At 72.0% G+C, this 20,422-nt stretch carries 19 protein-coding genes; 7 read left to right on the forward strand and 12 right to left on the reverse strand.

Annotated features, from left to right (window positions below):
• The first annotated feature begins 46 nt into the window (after window positions 1-46).
• Window positions 47-2,065 carry a helix-turn-helix domain-containing protein gene (locus AB0I82_RS22025; RefSeq protein ID WP_363259014.1) on the forward strand — a complete coding sequence of 673 codons (2,019 nt, stop codon included), beginning with the start codon at window positions 47-49 and terminating at the stop codon, window positions 2,063-2,065.
• A gap of 172 nt (window positions 2,066-2,237) precedes the next feature.
• On the opposite strand, the gene AB0I82_RS22030 is transcribed toward AB0I82_RS22025, so the two are convergent.
• The gene (locus tag AB0I82_RS22030; RefSeq protein ID WP_363259015.1) at window positions 2,238-3,605 is read right to left on the reverse strand and encodes an MFS transporter; all 1,368 of its coding nucleotides are present in this window, start codon (window positions 3,603-3,605) and stop codon (window positions 2,238-2,240) included.
• Window positions 3,606-3,896: 291 nt separating this feature from the next.
• Here AB0I82_RS22030 and AB0I82_RS22035 point away from each other — a divergent pair, with 291 nt between their 5' ends.
• Window positions 3,897-4,280 carry a hypothetical protein gene (locus AB0I82_RS22035; RefSeq protein WP_363259016.1) on the forward strand — a complete coding sequence of 128 codons (384 nt, stop codon included), beginning with the start codon at window positions 3,897-3,899 and terminating at the stop codon, window positions 4,278-4,280.
• 9 nt (window positions 4,281-4,289) lie between these two features.
• Here the strand turns inward: AB0I82_RS22035 and AB0I82_RS22040 are convergent, their stop codons facing one another.
• The 9 genes from AB0I82_RS22040 to AB0I82_RS22080 all read right to left on the reverse strand — a co-directional run bounded on the left by AB0I82_RS22040 (window position 4,290) and on the right by AB0I82_RS22080 (window position 11,462).
• On the reverse strand, window positions 4,290-4,784 hold the full coding sequence (locus AB0I82_RS22040; protein WP_363259017.1) for a MaoC family dehydratase: 495 nt from the start codon (window positions 4,782-4,784) through the stop codon (window positions 4,290-4,292).
• 73 nt (window positions 4,785-4,857) lie between these two features.
• Window positions 4,858-5,292, reverse strand: a complete 435-nt coding sequence (locus tag AB0I82_RS22045) for a PTS fructose transporter subunit IIA (RefSeq protein ID WP_363259018.1) — start codon at window positions 5,290-5,292, stop codon at window positions 4,858-4,860.
• Window positions 5,289-5,855 (reverse strand): dihydroxyacetone kinase subunit DhaL, encoded by a 567-nt coding sequence (dhaL, locus tag AB0I82_RS22050; protein WP_363259095.1) that lies wholly within the window; start codon window positions 5,853-5,855, stop codon window positions 5,289-5,291. Before dhaL ends, AB0I82_RS22045 begins: the two co-directional genes overlap by 4 nt.
• Window positions 5,856-6,017: 162 nt before the next feature.
• The gene (gene dhaK / locus AB0I82_RS22055; protein WP_363259019.1) at window positions 6,018-7,010 is read right to left on the reverse strand and encodes a dihydroxyacetone kinase subunit DhaK; all 993 of its coding nucleotides are present in this window, start codon (window positions 7,008-7,010) and stop codon (window positions 6,018-6,020) included.
• Window positions 7,011-7,515: 505 nt separating this feature from the next.
• Window positions 7,516-8,499, reverse strand: coding sequence for a sensor histidine kinase (locus AB0I82_RS22060; protein ID WP_363259020.1), 984 nt, complete (start codon window positions 8,497-8,499; stop codon window positions 7,516-7,518).
• Window positions 8,492-8,839 (reverse strand): STAS domain-containing protein, encoded by a 348-nt coding sequence (locus AB0I82_RS22065; RefSeq protein ID WP_363259021.1) that lies wholly within the window; start codon window positions 8,837-8,839, stop codon window positions 8,492-8,494. Before AB0I82_RS22065 ends, AB0I82_RS22060 begins: the two co-directional genes overlap by 8 nt.
• An 805-nt stretch (window positions 8,840-9,644) precedes the next feature.
• Complete coding sequence (locus AB0I82_RS22070; RefSeq protein WP_363259022.1) at window positions 9,645-10,334, reverse strand: DUF305 domain-containing protein; 690 nt, start codon at window positions 10,332-10,334, stop codon at window positions 9,645-9,647.
• Window positions 10,335-10,420: 86 nt separating this feature from the next.
• Complete coding sequence (locus AB0I82_RS22075; protein WP_363259023.1) at window positions 10,421-10,867, reverse strand: DUF6153 family protein; 447 nt, start codon at window positions 10,865-10,867, stop codon at window positions 10,421-10,423.
• A gap of 124 nt (window positions 10,868-10,991) precedes the next feature.
• The gene (locus AB0I82_RS22080; RefSeq protein WP_363259024.1) at window positions 10,992-11,462 is read right to left on the reverse strand and encodes an SAV_915 family protein; all 471 of its coding nucleotides are present in this window, start codon (window positions 11,460-11,462) and stop codon (window positions 10,992-10,994) included.
• Window positions 11,463-11,844: 382 nt separating this feature from the next.
• Here AB0I82_RS22080 and AB0I82_RS22085 point away from each other — a divergent pair, with 382 nt between their 5' ends.
• The gene (locus AB0I82_RS22085; RefSeq protein WP_363259025.1) at window positions 11,845-12,906 is read left to right on the forward strand and encodes a hypothetical protein; all 1,062 of its coding nucleotides are present in this window, start codon (window positions 11,845-11,847) and stop codon (window positions 12,904-12,906) included.
• Between the two features lie 623 nt (window positions 12,907-13,529).
• Here AB0I82_RS22085 and AB0I82_RS22090 read toward each other — a convergent pair.
• Window positions 13,530-14,054 carry an SRPBCC family protein gene (locus AB0I82_RS22090; protein WP_363259026.1) on the reverse strand — a complete coding sequence of 175 codons (525 nt, stop codon included), beginning with the start codon at window positions 14,052-14,054 and terminating at the stop codon, window positions 13,530-13,532.
• A 201-nt stretch (window positions 14,055-14,255) separates the two neighbouring features.
• Here AB0I82_RS22090 and AB0I82_RS22095 point away from each other — a divergent pair, with 201 nt between their 5' ends.
• Entirely contained in the window at window positions 14,256-14,663 is a 408-nt protein-coding gene (locus AB0I82_RS22095; protein ID WP_363259027.1) for a hypothetical protein, read from the forward strand.
• Window positions 14,664-14,737: 74 nt separating this feature from the next.
• On the opposite strand, the gene AB0I82_RS22100 is transcribed toward AB0I82_RS22095, so the two are convergent.
• Entirely contained in the window at window positions 14,738-15,838 is a 1,101-nt protein-coding gene (locus tag AB0I82_RS22100; protein WP_363259028.1) for an ionic transporter y4hA, read from the reverse strand.
• A gap of 154 nt (window positions 15,839-15,992) precedes the next feature.
• Between AB0I82_RS22100 and AB0I82_RS22105 the strand changes: the two genes are divergently transcribed.
• The 3 genes from AB0I82_RS22105 to AB0I82_RS22115 are packed head-to-tail and all read left to right on the forward strand — an operon-like array spanning window position 15,993 to window position 20,326.
• Window positions 15,993-17,171 carry an acyl-CoA dehydrogenase family protein gene (locus AB0I82_RS22105; protein ID WP_363259030.1) on the forward strand — a complete coding sequence of 393 codons (1,179 nt, stop codon included), beginning with the start codon at window positions 15,993-15,995 and terminating at the stop codon, window positions 17,169-17,171.
• Between the two features lie 31 nt (window positions 17,172-17,202).
• Window positions 17,203-18,111: an oxygenase MpaB family protein gene (locus AB0I82_RS22110; protein ID WP_363259031.1), complete on the forward strand. Its 909-nt coding sequence runs from the start codon at window positions 17,203-17,205 to the stop codon at window positions 18,109-18,111.
• 28 nt (window positions 18,112-18,139) lie between these two features.
• On the forward strand, window positions 18,140-20,326 hold the full coding sequence (locus AB0I82_RS22115; protein WP_363259032.1) for a serine/threonine-protein kinase: 2,187 nt from the start codon (window positions 18,140-18,142) through the stop codon (window positions 20,324-20,326).
• Window positions 20,327-20,422 lie beyond the last annotated feature (96 nt).

Raw genomic sequence — 20,422 nt, forward strand, 5'->3', positions numbered from 1 at the left:
CTCCGGCGCTGGCGCGTCGCGGCGTACCGGAGGTATCCCTGGAGCCATGCCACCTCAGCAGCCCGCCGAGCCGTCCGCCGAACCGGCCGAGACCCCCTTCCTCGACCTGCTCGCCACCGGCGCGCCCGCCGAGGACTTCGAACGCGCGGTGCTGCGGGCCCGCGCCGCCGGCGCCTCCGCCGAGCGGCTGGCCGCCCTGGAGCACGCCAAGCTGCTCGCACTGCGCGTCCGTACGGAGCTGGAGGGCCGGCGGCGGCGCGAGGCCGAGCTGTCCGCGCTGTACGAGACCGCGCACGACCTGGCCGGACTCCGGGACCTGGACGCCGTACTACGCGCCATCGTCCAGCGGGCCCGCTCCCTCCTCGGCACCGAGACCGCGTACATGACCCTCAACGACCCCATCGAGGGCGACACGTACATGCGGGTCACCGACGGCTCGGTCTCCGCGCGCTTCCAGCAGCTGCGGCTGGGCATGGGGGAGGGGCTCGGCGGCCTGGTCGCGCAGACCGCCCGCCCCTACGTCACCGACAGCTACTTCGACGACCCGCGCTTCCAGCACACCCGGGCGATCGACACGGGCGTACGGGACGAGGGGCTGGTCGCCATCCTCGGCGTGCCGCTGAAGCTCGGCAGCGGCGTCATCGGCGTACTCTTCGCCGCCGACCGCCGGGTCCGCGTCTTCGACCACGCCGAGATCGCCCTGCTCTCCGCGCACGCCGCACACGCGGCCGTCGCCATCGACACCGCCAACCTGCTCGCCGAGACCCGCAAGGCGATGACCGAGCTGGAGGCCGCCAACGAGATCATCCGCGACCGCAGCGGCGTCATCGAGCGCGCCTCGGACATCCACGACCGGCTCGCGGAACTGGTGCTGCGCGGCGGTGGCGTACAGGACGTGACCGCCGCCGTCACCGAAGTACTCGACGGCACGGTCGAGTTCACCGACGCCGAGCGGGTGCCCGCCGAGGCCCTGGAGCGCTGCTCCCGCGCCGACGGCCACGCGGTGCGCGACGGCGACGACTGGGTGGCCGCCGTCCGCTCCGGCAGCGAGGTGCTCGGCGCGCTCGTACTGCGCGGCCACCCCCGCCTGGACCCCGTCGACCAGCGCACCCTGGAGCGCGCCGCCATGGTCACCTCCCTGCTGCTGCTCGCCCGCCGCACCGCGGGCGAGGCCGAGCAACGAGTACGCGGCGAACTCCTCGACGACCTGCTGGAAGCCCCGGACCGCGACCCCCGACTGCTCCGCGAACGCGCGGCACGGGTCGCCGCCGACCTGGACGTACCGCACGTGGTGCTCGCGGCACGGATTGAGGACCCGTCTTGCGAGGGCGGGGGCGGGCCGGGGCCGGTAGCGGGCGATGGCGCTGGTCGGTCCGGTGGCCCGGGCGTCCCGGCGGGCCCGGAAGGTGCTGGGGCCACTGCCCGGCAGCGCTTGTGGTCGGCCGCCTCCCACCTGGCCGCGACCCGGCACGGCCTGGCCGCCGCCCGGGACGCGGGAGTGGTCCTGCTACTGCCGCTGGACCAGGGCGGCGGTGGTGACCAGGGTGGTGGCGAGCCCGGCCAGGCGGCCCGGCGCGCCGCCCGCCAGCTCGGCGCCGCCGTCCAGGCGCCGGTCACCGTCGGCGCCTCCGCGCCCGTACCGGCCCCGGCGGCGGCGCCCGCGGCCGTCGCCGCCGCCTACGCGCAGGCCCGCCGCTGCCGCGAGGCGCTGCGGGTCCTCGGCCGCGCCGGACAGGGCGCCGCCGCCGAGGACTTCGGCTTCCTCGGCCTGCTGCTGGCCGACGGCCGGGACGTGGACGGTTTCGTCCGCCGCACACTCGGGGAGGTCGCCGACTACGACGCCCGCCGCGGCACGGACCTGCTGCGCACCCTGCGCGCGTACTTCGACAGCGGCATGAGCCCGGCTCGTACGAAGGACGCCCTCCACGTACACGTCAACACGGTCGCCCAGCGTTTGGACCGCATCGGGCGGCTGCTGGGGCCGGACTGGCAGTCGCCTTCGCGGGCGTTGGAGATTCAATTGGCGTTGCGGCTGCATGAGTTGTCGGCGGCGCTCGGAGATTAGATTCCCTGGCAGGGCCCCTCCCTCTCCCCATCCACTGGGAGAGCTCCCCACCGGTGGCGAGGCCCCTCCCCCACCTCCACCACACACCCCCCGAAAGTACCGCGCCCCCCTGACAGCCGCCCGGTTATCCACAGCCGGGAGGCGGCACAGACACCGCCTCCCACCCCACCGCTCAGCCCGCCTCCGCCCCCTCCTCCACCACTGACCGCCCCGGCTCGATCGCCCCCAAGTCCCGCTCCCGAGTCTCCTTCGCCGCGTACAGCGCGATCAGCGTCAGCACCGCCGCGCCCATGACGTACAGGGAGATCGGCGTGGAGCTGCCGTAGTCCGCGAGCAGGGCGGTGGCGATCAGCGGGGCCGGCGCGCCGGCCGCGACCGACGCGAACTGGGCGCCGATCGACGCGCCCGAGTACCGCATCCGCGTCGCGAACATCTCCGCGAAGAAGGCCGCCTGCGGCGCGTACATCGCCCCGTGGAAGACCAGCCCGACCGTCACCGCGAGCAGCAGCAGCCCGAAGTTCCGGCTGTCGACCAGGGCGAAGAAGGGGAACGCCCAGGCCGCCACGCCCAGCGCCCCGATGAGGTACACCGGGCGCCGCCCGATCCGGTCCGAGAGCGCGCCCCACGCCGGGATCACCGCGAAGTGCAGTACGGAAGCGAGCAGTACGGCATTGAGCGCGGTCTGCTGGGACAGCCCGGAGTGGGTGGTGGCGTAGACCAGGACGAACGCCGTGATCACGTAGTACGAGATGTTCTCGGCCATCCGCGCGCCCATCGCGATCAGTACGTCCCGCCAGTGGTACCGCAGGACGGCGACGAGCGGCAGCTTCTCGGCCGCCCGCTCCTCGCCCTTGCGCGCCGCCGCCTGCGCCAGCGCCGCCTTGAACACCGGCGACTCGTCCACCGACAGCCGGATCCACAGCCCGACCAGCACCAGCACGCCCGACAGCAGGAACGGCACCCGCCAGCCCCACGACACGAACGCCGCGTCCGGCAGGAGCGCGGTCAGCGCCGCCAGTACCCCGGTCGCCAGCAGCTGCCCGGCCGGCGCGCCCGTCTGCGGCCAGGACGCCCAGAAGCCGCGCCGCCGCGCGTCCCCGTGCTCGCTGACCAGCAGTACGGCGCCGCCCCACTCGCCGCCCAGCGCGAAGCCCTGGATCAGCCGCAGCAGCGTCAGCAGCAGCGGCGCCGCCGAGCCGATCGTGGCGTGCGTGGGCAGCAGCCCGATCGCGAACGTCGCCCCGCCCATCATCAGCAGGCTCAGCACCAGCAGCTTCTTACGGCCGAGCTTGTCGCCGTAGTGCCCGAAGACCAGCGCGCCGATGGGCCGCGCGACGAACCCGACCGCGTACGTCAGGAACGACAGCAGCGTCCCCACCAGCGGATCGGATTCCGGGAAGAACAGCTTGTTGAAGACCAGCGCGGCGGCCGACCCGTAGAGGAAGAAGTCGTACCACTCGACGGTGGTGCCGATCAGGCTGGCGGCGACGATGCGCCGCAGACCGGCTGGGGTGGGTGGAACGTGCGCTGTGGCGGACATGGTCTCACTCCGGACCGGGAAGGCGGACGGGACAGGCGGTGCGATGTCGCCACACGGTAGGAAGCCCTGCCCACGCCGCGTATGTGGCCGCGCCCCACACTTCCCGGGCGGGGTGTGCGGCCCGCGGCCATGCCGGGCAGCACGCCCGGGAGCGCGGGGTGTTCGCCCTCGTACCGCTGGGCGAGTGACAATGCGAGAGCCACCCTCCCCTTCCGGTCGCACACGCGATGCCGCGGGGTGAGCCTGGAAGGGGACGGTATCCGCGTACGGCTCGAACAGGAAGGTTGCACAGTGGACAGCGCGCACCAAGAGACGCAGGCGGAACACGCGGCGGAGGTCACGGTCGAGTGCAGCGGATGCAGGCCGGAGGACGCAGCGGCCATCTTCGGCGCGCTGCGGACGTCCTTCGCCTCCGACCGGGCGGCCGACGACGTGCCCCACGAGACGTCCGGGGCGGGACCGAGTGTGTGGACCGCGACCTTCGAGGTGAAGCACCCCCGCGACATGCCGGGACCCACCCAGCTCTCCGCCCCCTGCATGATCTCGCTGCAGGGCGGCTACCAGGCGGTGGACGAGCTCCGGAAGGCCCTGCTGCCCGCCTTCGTCGTCTCGGTCGCCGGTACGGCGGCGGGTGACCAGGAGGAGGAGGTCACGCTGCGTCTGGAGAGCCGCTAGTGCCTGCCGTCAGGCCCTGGGCCGACGGGCGAAGAAGTTCATCGCCGTCATCGTCAGCACGGGCTCGCCCCGCTGGTTGAGCACCTCGATCCCCGTCCGCACGATGCCCCGGTCCGGCTTGGACCGGGACACCCGTGCGTCCAGGATCGTCGTACGGATCGACAACGCGTCCCCCGGCCGCACCGGCTGCACCCAGCGCAGCTCGTCCACCCCGGGCGACGCCAGGCTCGCCACCTTGCTCACGAAGTGATCGGCGTAGAGCCGCATCATCACCGCACTCGTGTGCCAGCCACTCGCGATCAGCCCCTTGAACGGCCCGTCCGCCGCCGCGTCGGCATCCGTGTGAAAGCTCTGCGGATCGAACCGCCGCGCGAAGTCGAGGATCTCCTCTTCGGTGAGCGTGATGCTCCCGTACGTGTACACCGCCCCCGGCACGTAGTCCTCGAAGTACCGCTCCGTGCTCGGCGCCGCAAAGTCCGCCCCACCCGTCACCGTCGTCGTCATGCGAGCACGGTATGACGCTCCTGACAGCCCTGTCAGGCGAGTCGCGTGACAGGGCCGTCAGGTCCACGGCCGCTCACTCCTTGCGGTACGAGTACGCCTCTCCCGCGGCCGTGGCCACCGCGTCCAGGTCCGCGCCGGCCGACGCGGTGACCACGGCGGCCACCGCGCCCTCCACGAACGGCGCGTCCACCAGGCGGGAGCCCTCGGGTAGTTCGTCGCCCTCCGCGAGCAGGGCCTTGACCGTCAGGACGGCGCTGCCCAGGTCCACCAGTACCGCCACGCCCGCGCCGCGGTCGACCGTACGGGCCGCCTTGGTGATCAGCTCGGCGCTGGTCCCGAGGCCGCCGTCGGGCGTGCCGCCCGCCGCCACGACCGGTGCCTTCGCGCCGCCGCCCGCCAGGCCCACGGCCAGCTCGGCGACCGACTCGGCCACGGGCCCGCTGTGCGAGACCAGCACGATGCCGACCAGCGCGTCCGGCCCGTCGCAGGCCGCCGCCTCCGCGCTCACGCCGTCACCTCCGCGAGTGCCGCGAACAACAACGCCGAGGACGTCGCCCCCGGGTCCTGGTGGCCGATGCTGCGCTCGCCCAGGTAGCTGGCCCGGCCCTTGCGCGCCTGCAGCGGCGTGGTGTCCACCGCGCCCTTCTCGGCGGCCTCGGCAGCGGCGGCGAACGACGTGCCCAGCGCCTCGACCGCCGGGTCCAGCGCGTCCAGCATCGTCTTGTCGCCCACTGCCGAGCCGCCCAGCTGGGCCACCGCGTCGACGCCGCCGCGCAGCGCGGCGCGCAGTTCCTCGGCGGTCACGCCGGGCGCGTCGCCCAGCGCCTTGCCCGTACGGCGCAGCAGCGTTCCGTACAGCGGCCCCGAGGCGCCGCCCACGGTCGAGATCAACTGCCGCGCCGCAGTGGTCAGTACGGCACCGGGCGTCACCGGCGGCTCCGCTTCCAGGGCCTTGGCGACGGCGGTGAAGCCGCGCTGCAGATTGCTGCCGTGGTCGGCGTCGCCGATGGGGGAGTCCAGCTCGGTGAGGCGCTCGGCCTCCCGGTCCACCAGGGCGGCGGCAGCCTGCATCCAGCGGACGAAGAGCGCGGCATCAAGGGCCGTTTCGGTCACGTGCTGCTCCTGAGATCGCGGTACGAGTACGAGTGAGAGTACGAGTACGGGTGCGGGGATACGGGAAGTCGGCCGTCCGGGAAGTCGTCGGACGTTCCGGGCGTCATCGATACGGGCAGGTCAGCGCCCCCACCGTAGCCCGGGCGTCTGCACCGGCGCGTCCCACAGGCGCAGCGTCTCTTCGTTCGCCTGGCACAGCGTCACCGAGGCGCCCGCCATGTCCAGCGAGGTGACGTAGTTGCCGACGAGCGTACGGGCCACCGGCACGCCGCGCTCGTCGAGCACGCGCTGCACCTCCGCGTTGAACCCGTACAGCTCCAGCAGCGGCGTCGCGCCCATCCCGTTGACCAGCGCCAGCACCGGGCCCGCCGGCCGCCAGTCGTCCAGGATCGCGCCGACAGCCGCGTCCGCGATCTCGCCCGAGGTCATCATCGGCCGCCGCTCGCGCCCCGGCTCGCCGTGGATCCCGATCCCCAACTCAAGCTCACCGGCGGGCAGATCGAAGGTCGGGCTGCCCTTCGACGGCGTCGTACAGGCGCTCAGTGCGACCCCGAAACTCCGCGAGGACTCCACGACCTGACGGGCGATCGCCTCGACCCGCTCCAGCGGCTGTCCCTCCTCGGCCGCCGCACCGGCCACCTTCTCCACGAACAGCGTCGCCCCCGTCCCGCGCCGCCCCGCCGTGAACGTCGAGTCCGTCACCGCCACATCGTCATTGACGAGCACGCTGGCGACCTGTACTCCCTCGTCCTCCGCCAGCTCTGCCGCCATCTGGAAGTTCAGTACGTCACCGGTGTAGTTCTTCACGATGAACAGCACGCCCTGGCCACTGTCCACGGCCGCCGCGGCGCGCGCCATCTGATCCGGTACGGGGGAGGTGAACACCTCGCCCGGACATGCCGCGTCCAGCATCCCGGGTCCGACGAACCCCCCGTGCAGCGGCTCGTGCCCGCTCCCACCGCCGGACACCAGCGCGACCTTCCCCGCCACCGGCGCGTCCCGCCGTACGACCACCCGCCCCTCGACATCCACCACCAGCTCCGGATGCGCAGCCCCCATCCCCCGCAAAGCGTCCGCAACCACACTCTCCGGCACGTTCATCAGCATCTTCACGGGTACCTCCTGGTGAGACTAAAAGGCCTCTGAGTAGTGTTTCCGCAGGTCGCGGTAGGTATGCCCAGCTCTCGATCTTGGCGGTCCAGGTCGCTCCGAAGCGGCTTCTGGCGGGGCTGGTGCCGACCCGATGCTGACTTTCCTGACGTGGCGTCAGTCACCATCGAAGCCCTGCGCCGCCCCCTTCCGGAGCCGTTCAGCCTCAGTATCGACCCCACAGCGATCGAGGTCACGGATCATGTGGGAAAGCTTCAGGCGTGACGTAGTCGCCACCGGCGAGTACGGCGTCCAGGGCCGGGACGTTTTCTTCACCTACTTCGCCGGGGAGACGAGCGCGGCGCCGACGACGCCCGCTACATCCGTACGCGCACGTCGCGGACTGGCCGGAGCTGCCCGAAGGGCAGCAGGAAACCGAGGCGGACATCTTCGAGGCCATCGAGCGCTGCGCTCTTACCGTATGGACCACCGTGCACACCTGAACCAGTTCTTCACGCCGGGCCGGTGTTCAGGCTGGAGGTGCGGTTCCGGGCGGCGTGACATCGGGGTCGCGGTCGAGGTGCAGGCGTACGCGGGAGCCGCGGTGGTCGGTGCGGATGTCGACGCTGTCGCAGAGCTGGCGGATGATCCACATGCCGCGGCCGTTGAGCTGGCTGACGCTGGGCGGCAGGTAGCCCACAATCGCCGCGTTCAACGTGCCTTTCGGATCACTGATCTCACACAGTACTTCGGTGCGGGTGGTCCAGATCCAGCAGGTGCCGTGCCCGGCGCCGTGCCGGACCGTGTTGGCGGCCGCCTCATCCACGCAGATCAGCAGGTTGTCGATGCGGGTGGGAGGCAGGCCGGCGGCACGGGCCCGGCGGTTGGTGAAATCCCGCAGCCCGGCCAGGTCCTCGTTCCCGTGGAAGGCGCGGGCCTGGGCCCTGCGGGGGCGGGCGGGCAGCGGTGCGGTGTCGCAGGCAGCGCTGAACTGTTCGGGGTCGACGTAGGCCGGGTTGGACCAGTAGTCCGCTCCGGCTGCCAGACCCGGGTGGGTCAGCCGCGCGGCCCGCAACACCATCTCCGGCAGGACGCGGGTGTCGTAAGGGCACAGATGCTTGGCGCCGGTTGCCAACAGGGCCAGGTTCAGCAGCGCCTCGTAGCGGGTCCACTCGCGGGCCTGATCCTCGTTGCGCCCCGACCACACCGCCTCTCCCACCACCCGGGAGCCACCCGGCGCGGCGCAGGCCTTGTCGTGGTAGGCCAGCAAGGTCTTGGCAGGACTGTGATACCAGGTGCGGGCGTCGGCGAAGTCGACCTGCCCGGCGTCCTGCCCCAGGTGCCGGCGGAGCAGGCTGGCGTTGCCCGGGCCGGTCGCAATGAACACAGGTTCCCGGGCGGCCAGGCCGGCGCGGGCGAACGGGAGGGCGGCGGCCAGGAACTGGGCGTCGCTGTCGTAGAGCACGACATGGTGGGCGCCCGGCGGTTCGGGCAGCCCGGATACATCAGGCATCGGAGTCTTCTTCCATCACCGTCATGTGGAGGCCCGGCAGTTCGTCCCAGCCGCAGGCCGTCAGCATCCGGCCGACCATCGGAGCGCCGGTGCGCAGGACCAGCCGCCGCCCGGGCTCCAGGGCATGGGCGAAGGCGACCAGCACGTGCAGTGCGGGGAAGCTGATGAACCGCACCTCGTGCAGGTCGACTGTGAGGTCCGCGCCGGTTCCGTTGAGGCTGAGCAGGCAGCGTGCCAGCGCTGCCTGGTTGCTCGCGTCCACATCTCCCGACAGCGCCAGTCCGTACGGGGCGACGGTAGGACGGATTTCCAGCAGTTCGTCTGCATACAGCAGGTCCACGGCGGGCTTCTTCCGGCAGCGCACCTCCCGCAGCCCAGCCGCCCCCAGCCGACGGCGGGAACGACAGACATCCAGTGTGCTGGCGATCGAGTGGAGATCGCGCGGTCAAACGGGACCGCAGACAGGCCCGCTGGCGGCATACACGATCGCCTCCTCGGCGAGGCCGCCGGAAGCCGACACGTTCATCGCGAGAAAGGCTTCACGGTACGCCTTCAAGCTACCGCGCAACGCCCCCCGCTGCGTGGGCCCCGTCGCTCCCCATTCCGCCCCACTACCGACCGCACATCCGCACGGCACACAACATCCTCCGTAATCGCCTGCCGATATCTCAGCCCGGCGGAAGGCCCCGCCCACGGTGTCAGCCGATCAACGGTTATGGGATCTCAGTGACATCAGCCGGTGACGCCGCCTGGGTGGCGTCATTCTCCGGTCGGCTCTGCGTTGTTCGGCGGCCGTAGTAGCGACGGCCGGCCTCCGGCCAGGTGGATGGGCGTCACGTAGAGGTCGCCGTCGGGGATGTCGGTGGTGGGGAGGGTGGAGCTCCGGAACGAAGAGGCGGTGCTGCTCAGCGCTGCCGGCGCGGGGCGGCGGTGGGCTGGATGGAAGTGAGGGCCGCGGTGGTCCGCTGGGGAAGGCCGGGTGCTTGCCTGGTTGGGGTGCTACGGGCCAGGGCGCGGTCGTACGCCAGGCACGGGCCCGTCCTGCTGTCCGTGGATGTGGACGAGCGAGTGGTGGCGAGTCGGGATGGCTGCCCGGTGGCCCTCCGCGGGAGAACCCGCCGGAGGGCCACCGGGCGCCGGCCGGCTCAGAGCCGGTCGAGGATCTTCTTCAGCTGCTCGACCTCGGTGGACTGGCCCTTGACCACGGCGTCCGCGAGCTTCTTGGCCGTGGCGTTCTTGCCGTTCTTCTGCTCGTCCTTGGCCATCTCGATCGCACCGTCGTGGTGACCGATCATCATCTGCGCGAACTTCTTGTCGAACTCCGTGCCGCTGGCGGCCTTGAGCTCCTTCATGTCCTTACCGGTCATCATCCCGGCCATCTCATGCGTCCCGCCGGAGCCGTGCTCCATCCCGCCGGAACCGTGGTCCATGCCGGGCGTGCTGCTGGGGGACTCGGGCTTGTCCCAGGCCGTGAGCCAGGAGTGCATCTTCTTGATCTCCGGGCCCTGGGCCTTCGCGATCTCCGTGGCCAGTTCCTTGATCTCCGCGTCCTTGGCGCGCCCGTCGGCCAGCTCGGACATCTCCATTGCCTGCTGGTGGTGGGGGATCATCATCTGCGCGAACATCACGTCCGCGTCGTTGAACTGCCCGGGGGCGGGGTTCTCCTTGCCGGGGGTGGCCGTCGCCGAGGCCTTGCCGCCGTGGTGCTGCGAGTTGCCCGTGTCGTTGCTGCTGCCGCAGGCGGTGAGTACCAGCCCGGCAGTGACGGCGGTGGTCACCAGAGCGATACGGCGGATCTGGGCACGGCGGCGCACACTGCGCTTGATGGTGGTCATGCGAAAACCTCGTCTGTCTGTTCTGCGGAAAGGTCGAAAACGATGCGTGCGGGCAGCAAAAAGCGCGCCCGCGGCGGCGGTTCGGCCTATATCCGCAGGATCGACAGCTGAGTGAGGTCCGGCCGGGGCGGCGGGGCGTTCGGGCGCAGGGCGGCCATGAGGCCGGCGCGCAGTCGCACCAGCCAGTCGGCCCGGCTGCCGAGCGTGGCCCGGAGGAGCCCGATGAGTACGCCAGCGCCGAGGATCGCCACGCACAGGGAGGTCATGTCCATCCCCATGCCGGGCTTGTGCGACGACGTCTTCGTACCGTCGTGAGAGGAGGGCTCGTGAGAGGAGGGCTCGTGGGAGGAGGGCGACGCATGGACCGCCTGTACCGATGCCGATACCGATACCGGGGCCATCTCGTCGTGCCCATGCGAGGACCCCTCGGGATGCCCCAGCGTGTGCATGACGAAGATGCCGAGCGCTAGCACCACGACGAGCAGCAGGTGCGCCCAGGCGCCTGCTGCCCGGGCCCGTCGCCGCGCAGTCACAGTGAAAACCTCCGCGGTCGACCTTACCGAAGCCGGTCCGCTGCCCGGCATCCGCATGGCCACCTGGGCCCGGCGGGCCCGCGGGCCCAGGTGTCATCCGTTCTTGACCGGCCGGACGCCGTCCTTACGCGGTCTTCGCGCCGACGGTCCCGGTCTTCACGAGATGCTGCCGGATGGCGATGGCATGCAGTGCCGTGGCCACTTCCGAGCGCTTCGGCAGCGTCGTGGTCACTTCCGAGCGCCTCCGGGCGCCGCCGCGCCGGATGGTGAGAGGGAGCCGCGGGGCCGCGGCAAGTGCGCTCGGTGTCGCGGTGGAGGCCGCGAGCGCGGGGTTCAGCAGGAGACGTGTGATGCCCAGCGGGGTGGTCAGGGCCCGCAGGGCCGGCTCCGAGAGCTTGATCCACGCCTGGCCGGGGCCGAGCGTGCTGACCAGTTGGTGCAGGGTGGTGAAGCCGACGGCGGTACGTTCGCCGAGCGGCGTACGGAACAGACGGGCCGCGTATCCGGCGGGCCCGGGCCGGACGGGTACGTACAGTGCTCCCGCCCGGCCCTGGCCACGAGCTTCCGGCTCTTCGGCCGATGAGACGTCCGACATGGCATTTCCTCCTTGAGGATCTGGGGTCCTCTGGGGCGCGCCAGAAACCATGTGCCCGCTGGAGCGGAAAAACGTACGCATCCTGATGCATTGCTGACGGAATTCCGGTGTTCGGTGACGGATTGCAGAGGAACCGCAGCGGTGCGTGAATCCATGGGGATGGCTTGCGGTCTCTTCTGACTCTTCTGAGCGGCCTCGGGCACGTTCGCGTACGGTGGGAGAGCGGCCCTCCGTCCCCGGTCCGGCACTGTCAACCCCCGGTGGTCGGCCAGAATTCGGGCGGAATGAGCCCTGCCGTTATTGCCCCGTTCATGACAACACGCGTGCGTGATCTCCTCGCGGCATGAGACCAGCCGGAAGCATCAGGATCACCGTCGCTGCCATGGCCGCCTCAGCCTTACTGGGTGCCCTCGGCAGCACCGCGCAGGCCGCCGGGCCCGGTACGGGAGAGGGCACCCGCCTCCCCGGAGTACAGGTCGACCGCGACACCGCGAAGCCCAGTACCGTACGCGCCTACTGGACCCCCGAGCGCAGAGCCGAGGCCATGGCCCACCCGGCCGACGGGGGAGCCGCCCACGCGCCCTCCGCACAGCATCAGAGAACCGCGACCGACGGCGCCGACCTGCCCGATGTGTCGATGTCCGCCGGCCCGACGCTCCCGAAGGGCGCCACCAGGAGCGCCGACCAGAACGCGCGGGCGGCCGCCGACCCCGAGCTGTCCCGGTCGCTGCGTACCCCGTTCCCGAAGCGGTGGCCGTGGCGGCAGACCGGACTCCTCCTGTTCCAGCAGGCCAACGGCAAGCCCGCACAGTGCACGGCGTCCGTCATCACGCACGAGAACCGCTCCACGCTGTGGACCGCCGCGCACTGCCTCTACGACAAGAAGAGCGGCGGCTGGACCAAGAACAGCCTCTTCCTGCCCGGTTCGAAGGGCGGTGACGCCTCGTACGGCGGGTGGGTGAAGGACTACTCCGTCGTGCCCCAGCAGTGGATCGACGAGCCGGACTTCCGCTACGCGGACATGGGCGCCATGGTCGTCAAGAAGGACGCGCAGCGCGGCTACGTGCAGGACGAGGTCGGCGCCTACGGGTACGAGTTCCGCTCCAACTCCCCGGAGAACGACCTCGTCTTCTCCCTCGGCTACCCCGGCAGCGGCTACAACCGGCCGAACAGCGACTTCAGCGGCGAGGACCAGATGTACTGCGCCGGTGACACCGTGGACGCCTCCGAGTGGAACCCGCTGGACGACCGCCTGCAGATGGACTGCGACATGGGCGGCGGCGCGTCCGGCGGCCCGATGGTCAAGAACCTGGTCAGCGCGCCGCAGATCGTCGGCGCCAACAGTCACCGTTACGAGGACTCGAACGGCAACTACACGGACAACCGCCTGTTCTCCTCCGAACACGGCGCACAGGCCGTCGCCGTGTACCAGGCCGTCGAGTAACCGCCCGCGCCCTACTTGAACTCCCTGGGCCCGTCGCTGCGCAGAACCTCCCGCAGCTCCTGCTCCGACATCCACGACTCCCGTTCGGCCCGCGTCGGCCGCTTCACGACGGCCCCGTCACCGTCTCCGGAAGAACGGTGAAAACCGGCGAGGACGGCGACCCCGGCGGACGCGGCCAAGGCCCCTGCGAGGAGCCGCCGCGTGCCCGGTTTCCAGTGGCGCATCGCATCTCCTGCGGGTCGAGTGCCGACCGGGGTCATGACACAGGCTCTCGGCTCGGCGGTGTGATGACGAGGTCGCTCAGGCGCGGCGGCTGGACCTCCGGATCGTCGCCCTCCGCCAGTACTTCCATACCTGCGTTTGCCTGCCGGTCTTCCTCAACTCACCGCCCTGGAGCACCACATTGGGTCGGGCCGCGGCGGCGCGTCAGCGGTCCTCGCGCCGCTCCCTGTCGCGGTCCTCGTCCTCGCCCTCCGCCTGCGAGGGCGTGGGCGTCTGGTCCTGCGGCTCTCTGTCCCGCATGTACGGCCTCCCGGTCGGTCCCGATGTGCTTCGGTTCAGGAGCGGACGGCGAGTACCCGGGCGGGAATGCGTGCAAATCGCAGCAAATCTACCGGCGCGAGTCAGCCCTCCGCGAGTGCCTTGATGCCCTTCAGGGTCGCCTCCATACCGGTACGCAGCTCGGTGAGGCGGGCCTCGATCAGCTGCTCCTCCCGGTCGGGCATACGGGCGATGACGACGCTGAGCCCGGAGGCGCCGGGGCCGATGCGTACCGAGTGCCGTACGAGGACGTGGCCGGGGGCGGGCTCCAGGACGAAGCGCCAGGTCGCGAGGGGCTGCGCGGGGTCCGCCACCGGCGCGCCGAACCGGCCGCCGGTGTCCAGGACGGCCCAGCCGAACTCGCGCTCGGCGGCGACCATCACGATCTCCGAGACGGTCCGCCACTCGCCGATCTTCGGGTGGCGGTTGTGTCCAGTGAAGCGTGCGCCCGGCGCGGGCGCCGTGGCGCCGCCGAGCCATTCCACGCGGTGCAGTTCGGGGCTCAGCCGGGCGGGCAGCCCGATGTCGCTGACCAGCTCCCAGACCCGCGGCGCGGCCGCCGCGATCCGTATCGCGCACTCGGCCGCCGGGCCGTCGGTATACCGCATCGTGTCCTCGTCTCCCTCGGTCGAGGAGAAGGTACTGGCCGCTGGATCCGGGGGCAGCGGCGGGGCGGCCTCCGGGGAACCGCCGCAATCAGGGCACAGCGGGCGCGTCGCGAGCGTTGCGGGACGCCTCCGGGCGCGTGATGATGGCTGCCTGGGAGCGGCTGCGCCGGGCGCGGCGCGCCGGCCACAAGGGAGCGAGCCATGGCCGAACCGGGTGACCTGCGGCAGACGTACGCATTCAGCTGCACCGGATGCGGACACGCCTGGAAGCAGACCTACGAGATCATGATCGTCACCGACGCCGCGGGCCAGCGCTCCCAGGCGTACCGCATCGAAGGGCGCCGGGTGCGTTCCCCGCTGACCTCACCGGTCTGCCCGCACTGCGAGAGCCGGCGGGTGCACGCGGTGCCGGTCGGGCTGGCGGAGCGGGCCCTCCAGGCGGAGACCGCGCCGCAGTCCCGCCCCGAGCGCCATGAGCACACCCCGCACATGCCGCACGGCCCCCATTTCCACCTGCGGCGCCACTCCGGCCGGACGCGCACGGAGGACCCCGCGCAGAGCCGTACGCAGGACCGCGCGGACATGAAGGACGAGCCGCCCGCTCCGTGAGGCGCGGCGGACGCGCTGCTCCGTAAGGCGCGGGCGGGCGCCAGGCCCGTCCCGGCCCGCCCGCCCGAGAGCGGCTAGGGGCTGACCGCCAACACCAGATACGCCGCCAGCAGGGCCAGGTGGACGCCGCCCTGGAGGGGTGTCGCGCGTCCCGGGATGACCGTCAGGGTGCCGACGACCACGGTGAGGGCGAGCAGCACCATGTGGGACGCGCCGAGCCCGAGGACGAGCGGGCCGCTCAGCCAGATGGAGGCCAGGGCGACCGCGGGAATGGTCAGACCGATGCTCGCCATGGCCGAGCCGAGCCCGAGGTTCAGGCTCGTCTGCACGCGGTCGCGGGTGGCCGCCCGTACCGCCGCGATCGTCTCCGGCAGCAGGACGAGCAGCGCGATCACCACGCCGACCACGGAGGACGGCAGACCCGCCGCGGCCACCCCGGCCTCGATCGTCGGCGACACCGCTTTGGCCAGCCCGACCACGCCGACCAGCGCCAGGGCCAGCAGGCCCAGGCTGGTCAGGGCCGTCCGCCGGGTGGGCGGATCGGCGTGGTCGTCCTCGTCGATCACCGTGCCGGCGGAGGTCACCGGGAGGAAGTAGTCCCGGTGTCGCACGGTCTGGGTGGCGACGAAGAGCCCGTAGAGCACCACGGCCGCGAGCGCGGCGAAGATCAACTGTGCGGGTGAGAACTGCGGACCGGGCTTGCTCGTGGTGAACGTCGGCAGGACCAGGCTGAGCCCGGCCAGCGTGGCCACGGTCCCGAACGCCGCGCCCGTGCCCTCCGGATTGAACACCGCGACCCGCCGCCGCAGAGCCCCCACCAGCAGGCACAGCCCGACGATGCCGTTACAGGTGATCATCACGGCGGCGAAGACGGTGTCCCGGGCGAGCGAGGCGGACTTGTCGCCGCCGTCGGTCATGAGGGTGAGGATGAGCGCGACCTCGATGATGGTCACCGCGACGGCGAGCACGAGAGACCCGAACGGCTCGCCCACCCGGTGCGCCACCACCTCGGCGTGGTGCACCGCCGCCAGCACCGCGCCGGCCAGGAAGCACGCCACGAGGGCCACGGCCGGGCCGGGCAGCGAACGGCCCCAGGAGAGCGCGAGCAGGACGACGGCGAGTACGGGAAGGGCGGCGGTCCAGTGGCCGGCGACCGCCCGGACGGTACGCAGCATGGATCGACCCTCTCAGATCGCCCGGCGGGCTGCGCGCGGAAGACGTGCGCGCCTGCCCCTTCCGAATTACTGGAACACGTTCTACCGTGCGGGCGACCCTACGGGCCGTCAGACCACGGCAGCGACGGGCCGTCAGACCGGGACAGGAGGGGCCGTGCACCTCGAATACACGCCCGAACAGCAGCGGCTGCGCGCCGAGCTGCGGACCTACTTCGCCCAACTGGTGCCGGACAACGCGTACGCCCGGTACGCGGCGCCCGCCGAACGGAAACGCTTCTACCGCGAGACGGTCCGCCGTCTCGGCGCCGACAGCTGGCTCGGCGTCGGCTGGCCCAGAGAGTACGGCGGCCGCGGCCTCACGCCGATGGAGCAGTTCGTCTTCTTCGACGAGGCGGCCCAGGCAGGCGTGCCGCTGCCCCTGATGGCACTGAACACCGTCGGCCCGACGATCATGAAGTACGGCACCGAGGAGCAGAAGGCGTACTTCCTGCCGAAGATCCTCTCCGGCGAGATCGACTTCGCGATCGGATACAGCGAACCCGACGCGGGCACCGACCTGGCAGCGCTGAAGACCCGCGCGGTGCGGGACGGGGACTCCTACCTCGTCAACGGGCAGAAGATCTGGACCACGAACGGGGACACCGCCGACTGGGTGTGGCTGGCCGTCCGTACGGAGCCCGAAGCGCCGCCCCACAAGGGGATCAGCATGCTCCTCGTCCCCACGAGCGATCCCGGCTACTCCTGCACCCTCATCAACACCCTCGCCGGCCACGACACCACCGCGAGCCACTACGAGAACATCCGCGTCCCCGTGAGCCGCCGGGTCGGCGCGGAGAACGAGGGCTGGCGCATCATCACCAACCAGCTCAACCACGAACGCGTCACCCTTGCCGCGCACGGCACGATGGCCATCCGCGCGCTCCACGATGTGCAGCGCTGGGCCATGGAGACCAAGCTCGCCGACGGCCGGCGCGTCATCGACCTCGGTTGGGTTCGCGCCCGGCTGGCCCGCACGCACACCAGGCTGGACGCCCTGAAGCTGCTCAACTGGCGCATGGTCGACGCCCTCCAACGGGCCGCCCTCACCCCGCAGGACGCCTCCGCGGTCAAGGTGTACGGCTCCGAGGCGCGCCGCGACGCCTACGCCTGGCTGCTGGAGGTGGTCGGCGCTGCCGGGCCGTTGAAGGAGGGCTCGGCGGGCGCGGTGCTCCACGGCGAGCTCGAGCGCGGTTACCGCTCGGCCGTCATCTTCACCTTCGGCGGCGGGAACAATGAGATCCAGCGGGAGATCATCTCCTGGATCGGCCTGGGGATGCCCCGCGTACGAAGGTGATCCCCTACGGGCTGAAGGGGTGGGTACCGCGGTGACGGACAAGGACCCCGGCCTCTATGGGCCGGACTCCGTGACCTGGCAGCTGCACGGCGATCCCATGATGTGGATCGCCGGTGTCCGGGCGCTGTATCTGCAAGCGCTGCACCCGAGGGCGGTGCGCGGCGTCATGCAGAACAGCGACTTCCGGCGCGACGCCTGGGGGCGGCTGATGCGTACCGCCGGGTTCGTCGGCACCACCACCTTCGGGACCGCCGAGGCCGCCGAGCGGGCCGGTGCCGCGGTCCGCCGCATCCATAGGAGGCTGACCGCCACCGACCCCGCCACGGGGGAGCGTTACCCCGTGGACGAGCCGGCGCTGCTCCTGTGGGTGCACTGCGCCGAGATCGACTCCTACCTGGAGGTCGTGCGCCGTTCCGGTCATCCCGCGGCCGCCGCGCTTCAGGGGGCCGTGGGCGACGCGTACATACGGGAGAACCGCACGGCCGCCCGTCTGGTGGGGCTCGACCCCGCCACCGTGCCCGCCGACCGGGACGGGCTCGCCGCGTACTTCGAGGAGGTGCGGCCCGAGCTGGCCGCCACCCCGGAGGCGGCGGCCGTCGACGACTTCCTGAGGCGGCCACCCGCGCCCCTCCCGCTGGTCCCCGTACGCGCGCTGCTGTGGCGGCGGGTGGCCACGCTGGCGTACGAGGCGCTCCCTCCGTACGCGCACGAGCTGTACGGCAGGCCGGCGCCGTCCCCTGCGGCCGTCGACCGGCGGCTGCGCGCCGCGGGACGCGTACTGCGGGCGGTCCCGCCGACCGTGCGCTGGCAGCTGCCGCCGAAACACATCCTGCGTGCGGTGGCCAGACTCGGACCCGGCACCCGCCCATCGGCCTACAAGCTGTGCCGCCCGGCCGCCATACTGAGGGCTCACGGTGCTCAGGGGGAGCCACAGGAGTGACGACGGCGACGGGGGGCGGCAGCAGGCGATGGGGGAGAGCAGGCTGATCCACGGCCGCTACCGGCTGATCGATCTGATCGGGCGCGGGGGCATGGGCGAGGTGTGGCGGGCCCGGGACGAGTCCCTGGGCCGCCAGGTCGCGGTGAAGTGCCTCAAGCCGCTGGGGCAGCAGCAGGACCCGTCGTTCATGCGGGTGCTGCGCGAGCGGTTCCGGCGCGAGGCGCGGGTGGCCGCGGGGCTGCAGCACCGCGGCATCACCGTCGTGCACGACTTCGGCGAGGACGACGGCATTCTGTACATCGTCATGGAGCTGCTGGACGGGCGCAATCTCAGCCAGCTTCTGGAGGACAACCGCCAGGACCCGCTGCCCGTACCGGACTTCGTCGACATCGCCGACCAGGTGTCGGCGGCGCTCGCGTATACGCACGAGCAAGCGGTCGTGCACCGGGACCTGAAGCCGGCAAACATCGTCCGGATAGCGGACGGCACGGTGAAGATCTGCGACTTCGGCATCGCCCGGCTCGGCCACGACATCGGCTTCACCGCCCGCCTCACCGGCACCGGCATCGCCATGGGCACCCCGCACTACATGTCACCCGAGCAGATCGCGGGCGGCACCATCGACCACCGCAGCGACCTGTACTCGCTGGGCTGCGTGCTGTACGAACTGGCCACGGGCGTCCCGCCGTTCGAATTCGACGACGCCTGGGCCGTGCTCGTCGGCCACCGAGACACCGCGCCCGAACCGCTCCGCAAGCGCCGCCCCGACCTCCCCGAGCCGTACGAGCGCATCGTCCTCGACCTGCTCGCCAAGGACCCCGACGACCGCCCGCGCGACGCCGCCGAGCTGGGCAAGCGCATCGCCACAGCGCGCGCCCCGCAGTCGGCCGGCGCCGGGCTGCCCACGTGGGCAGCCGGTATGCGGGTCGGCGCCGGCGCGCGGCCGGTCCGCACGCCCGGCACGCCGTCCCGAGGCGCCGTCGGCGAGCTCACCGGCACCTGGACCGCGGGCTTCGAGCCGCACCGCCCCGAGAGCACTCCGCCCGCCCAGGAACGCCCCACGCCCTCGCCCGCGACGCTCGCCGCGCTCGCCGGGCGGCACAACGCCGGGCTGAGCCTGGGTCGGCTCGGGCGCTGGGAGGAGGCGGGCGAGGTGCATCGCGCGGTCGCCGCCGAACGGGAGCACGTGCTCGGGCCCGACCACCGCGACACCCTCGCCAGCCGCTTCGAGGTGGCCTTCACGCTCTCGCGCTCGGGCCGCTTCGCCGACGCGCTGCGCGAGTACGAGGCGGTCGCCGCGGGCCGCGAGCGGACGCTCGGCGCCGAGCACGCCGACACGCTCGCGGCGCGCCAGGAGACCGCGTACGTGCTGGGCCGGCTGGGCCGCCACTTCGAGGCGCATCAGGTCTACACGGCGGTACTGGCGGCCCGTGACCGCACCATGGGCGCCGACCACCCCGACACCCTGCGCTGCCGCCACAACCTCGCCTTCAACCTCAGCCGCCTGGGCCGTCTGGAGGACTCCTACGAGATGGCGCGGGAGGTCGCGGCGGCGCGCGCCCGGGTGCTCGGCGAGCGCCACCCCGACACCCTCGTGACGCGCTGCGAGGTGGCCTACACGCTCGGCCGGCTGGGCCGCTGGCCCGAAGCGCTGCACACCTATCAGGACGTGGCCGCGGCGCGCACTGAGGCGCTCGGCCCGCAGCACCCCGATACGCTCGCCGCGACCTACGAGGTCGGGATAAGCCTCGGCCGGCTCGGCCGCAGTGCGGAGGCCCTGGCGCTCTACCGGGACCTGGTGGCGGCCCGTACGGAGGCGCAGGGCGCGGAGGACCCGGAGACGCTGCGCGCCCGGCACGGCCTCGGCGTGAACCTCGGGCGGCTCGGGCGCTGGGAGGAGGCGCTGGCCGAGGCCCGTGAGGTGTGCGCGCTGCGCGAGGAGGTGCTCGGCCCGGACCACCCGGACACGCTCGTCAGCCGCCGCGAGGTCGCGGTGGCGCTGGGCTGGCTGACCCGTTGGGCCGAGGCGCTGTCGGTGTACCGGGGGGTCGCCGAGGCCCGCGAGCGGGTCTTCGGGCCCGATCACCCCGACGCGCTGGCCAGTCGCACCGACGAGGCGCACTGCCTGGAACAGCTCGGCCGCTCCGCCGAGGCGGTCGGCCTGTACCGCCGGGTGGCGGCGCTGCGGCAGCAGCGGGGGACGCAGGGGCACTGAGGCGTACGGGTGGCGCCCGAGTTGCTGCTGGGGCTGATCGAACGGGCCCGGAAGTGAACGTTCCCGGTCGCCATCGACCGGAGGAGTGTCGACCTC

Origin of the sequence: Streptomyces sp. NPDC050315 (assembly GCF_040655775.1) — a bacterium.
GTDB lineage: Bacteria > Actinomycetota > Actinomycetes > Streptomycetales > Streptomycetaceae > Streptomyces.

What these genes read in the sequence shown, in the direction of transcription:
- AB0I82_RS22080 (WP_363259024.1), bottom strand. Translation starts at nt 11,462, where the DNA reads ATGTCGGACGTCTCATCGGCCGAAGAGCCGGAAGCTCGTGGCCAGGGC.
- AB0I82_RS22060 (WP_363259020.1), bottom strand. Translation starts at nt 8,499, where the DNA reads ATGCCTGATGTATCCGGGCTGCCCGAACCGCCGGGCGCCCACCATGTC.
- AB0I82_RS22115 (WP_363259032.1), top strand. Translation starts at nt 18,140, where the DNA reads ATGGGGGAGAGCAGGCTGATCCACGGCCGCTACCGGCTGATCGATCTG.
- AB0I82_RS22025 (WP_363259014.1), top strand. Translation starts at nt 47, where the DNA reads ATGCCACCTCAGCAGCCCGCCGAGCCGTCCGCCGAACCGGCCGAGACC.
- dhaL (WP_363259095.1), bottom strand. Translation starts at nt 5,855, where the DNA reads ATGCAGGCTGCCGCCGCCCTGGTGGACCGGGAGGCCGAGCGCCTCACC.
- AB0I82_RS22090 (WP_363259026.1), bottom strand. Translation starts at nt 14,054, where the DNA reads ATGCGGTATACCGACGGCCCGGCGGCCGAGTGCGCGATACGGATCGCG.
- AB0I82_RS22070 (WP_363259022.1), bottom strand. Translation starts at nt 10,334, where the DNA reads ATGACCACCATCAAGCGCAGTGTGCGCCGCCGTGCCCAGATCCGCCGT.
- AB0I82_RS22085 (WP_363259025.1), top strand. Translation starts at nt 11,845, where the DNA reads ATGGCCGCCTCAGCCTTACTGGGTGCCCTCGGCAGCACCGCGCAGGCC.
- AB0I82_RS22040 (WP_363259017.1), bottom strand. Translation starts at nt 4,784, where the DNA reads ATGACGACGACGGTGACGGGTGGGGCGGACTTTGCGGCGCCGAGCACG.
- AB0I82_RS22030 (WP_363259015.1), bottom strand. Translation starts at nt 3,605, where the DNA reads ATGTCCGCCACAGCGCACGTTCCACCCACCCCAGCCGGTCTGCGGCGC.
- AB0I82_RS22100 (WP_363259028.1), bottom strand. Translation starts at nt 15,838, where the DNA reads ATGCTGCGTACCGTCCGGGCGGTCGCCGGCCACTGGACCGCCGCCCTT.
- AB0I82_RS22095 (WP_363259027.1), top strand. Translation starts at nt 14,256, where the DNA reads ATGGCCGAACCGGGTGACCTGCGGCAGACGTACGCATTCAGCTGCACC.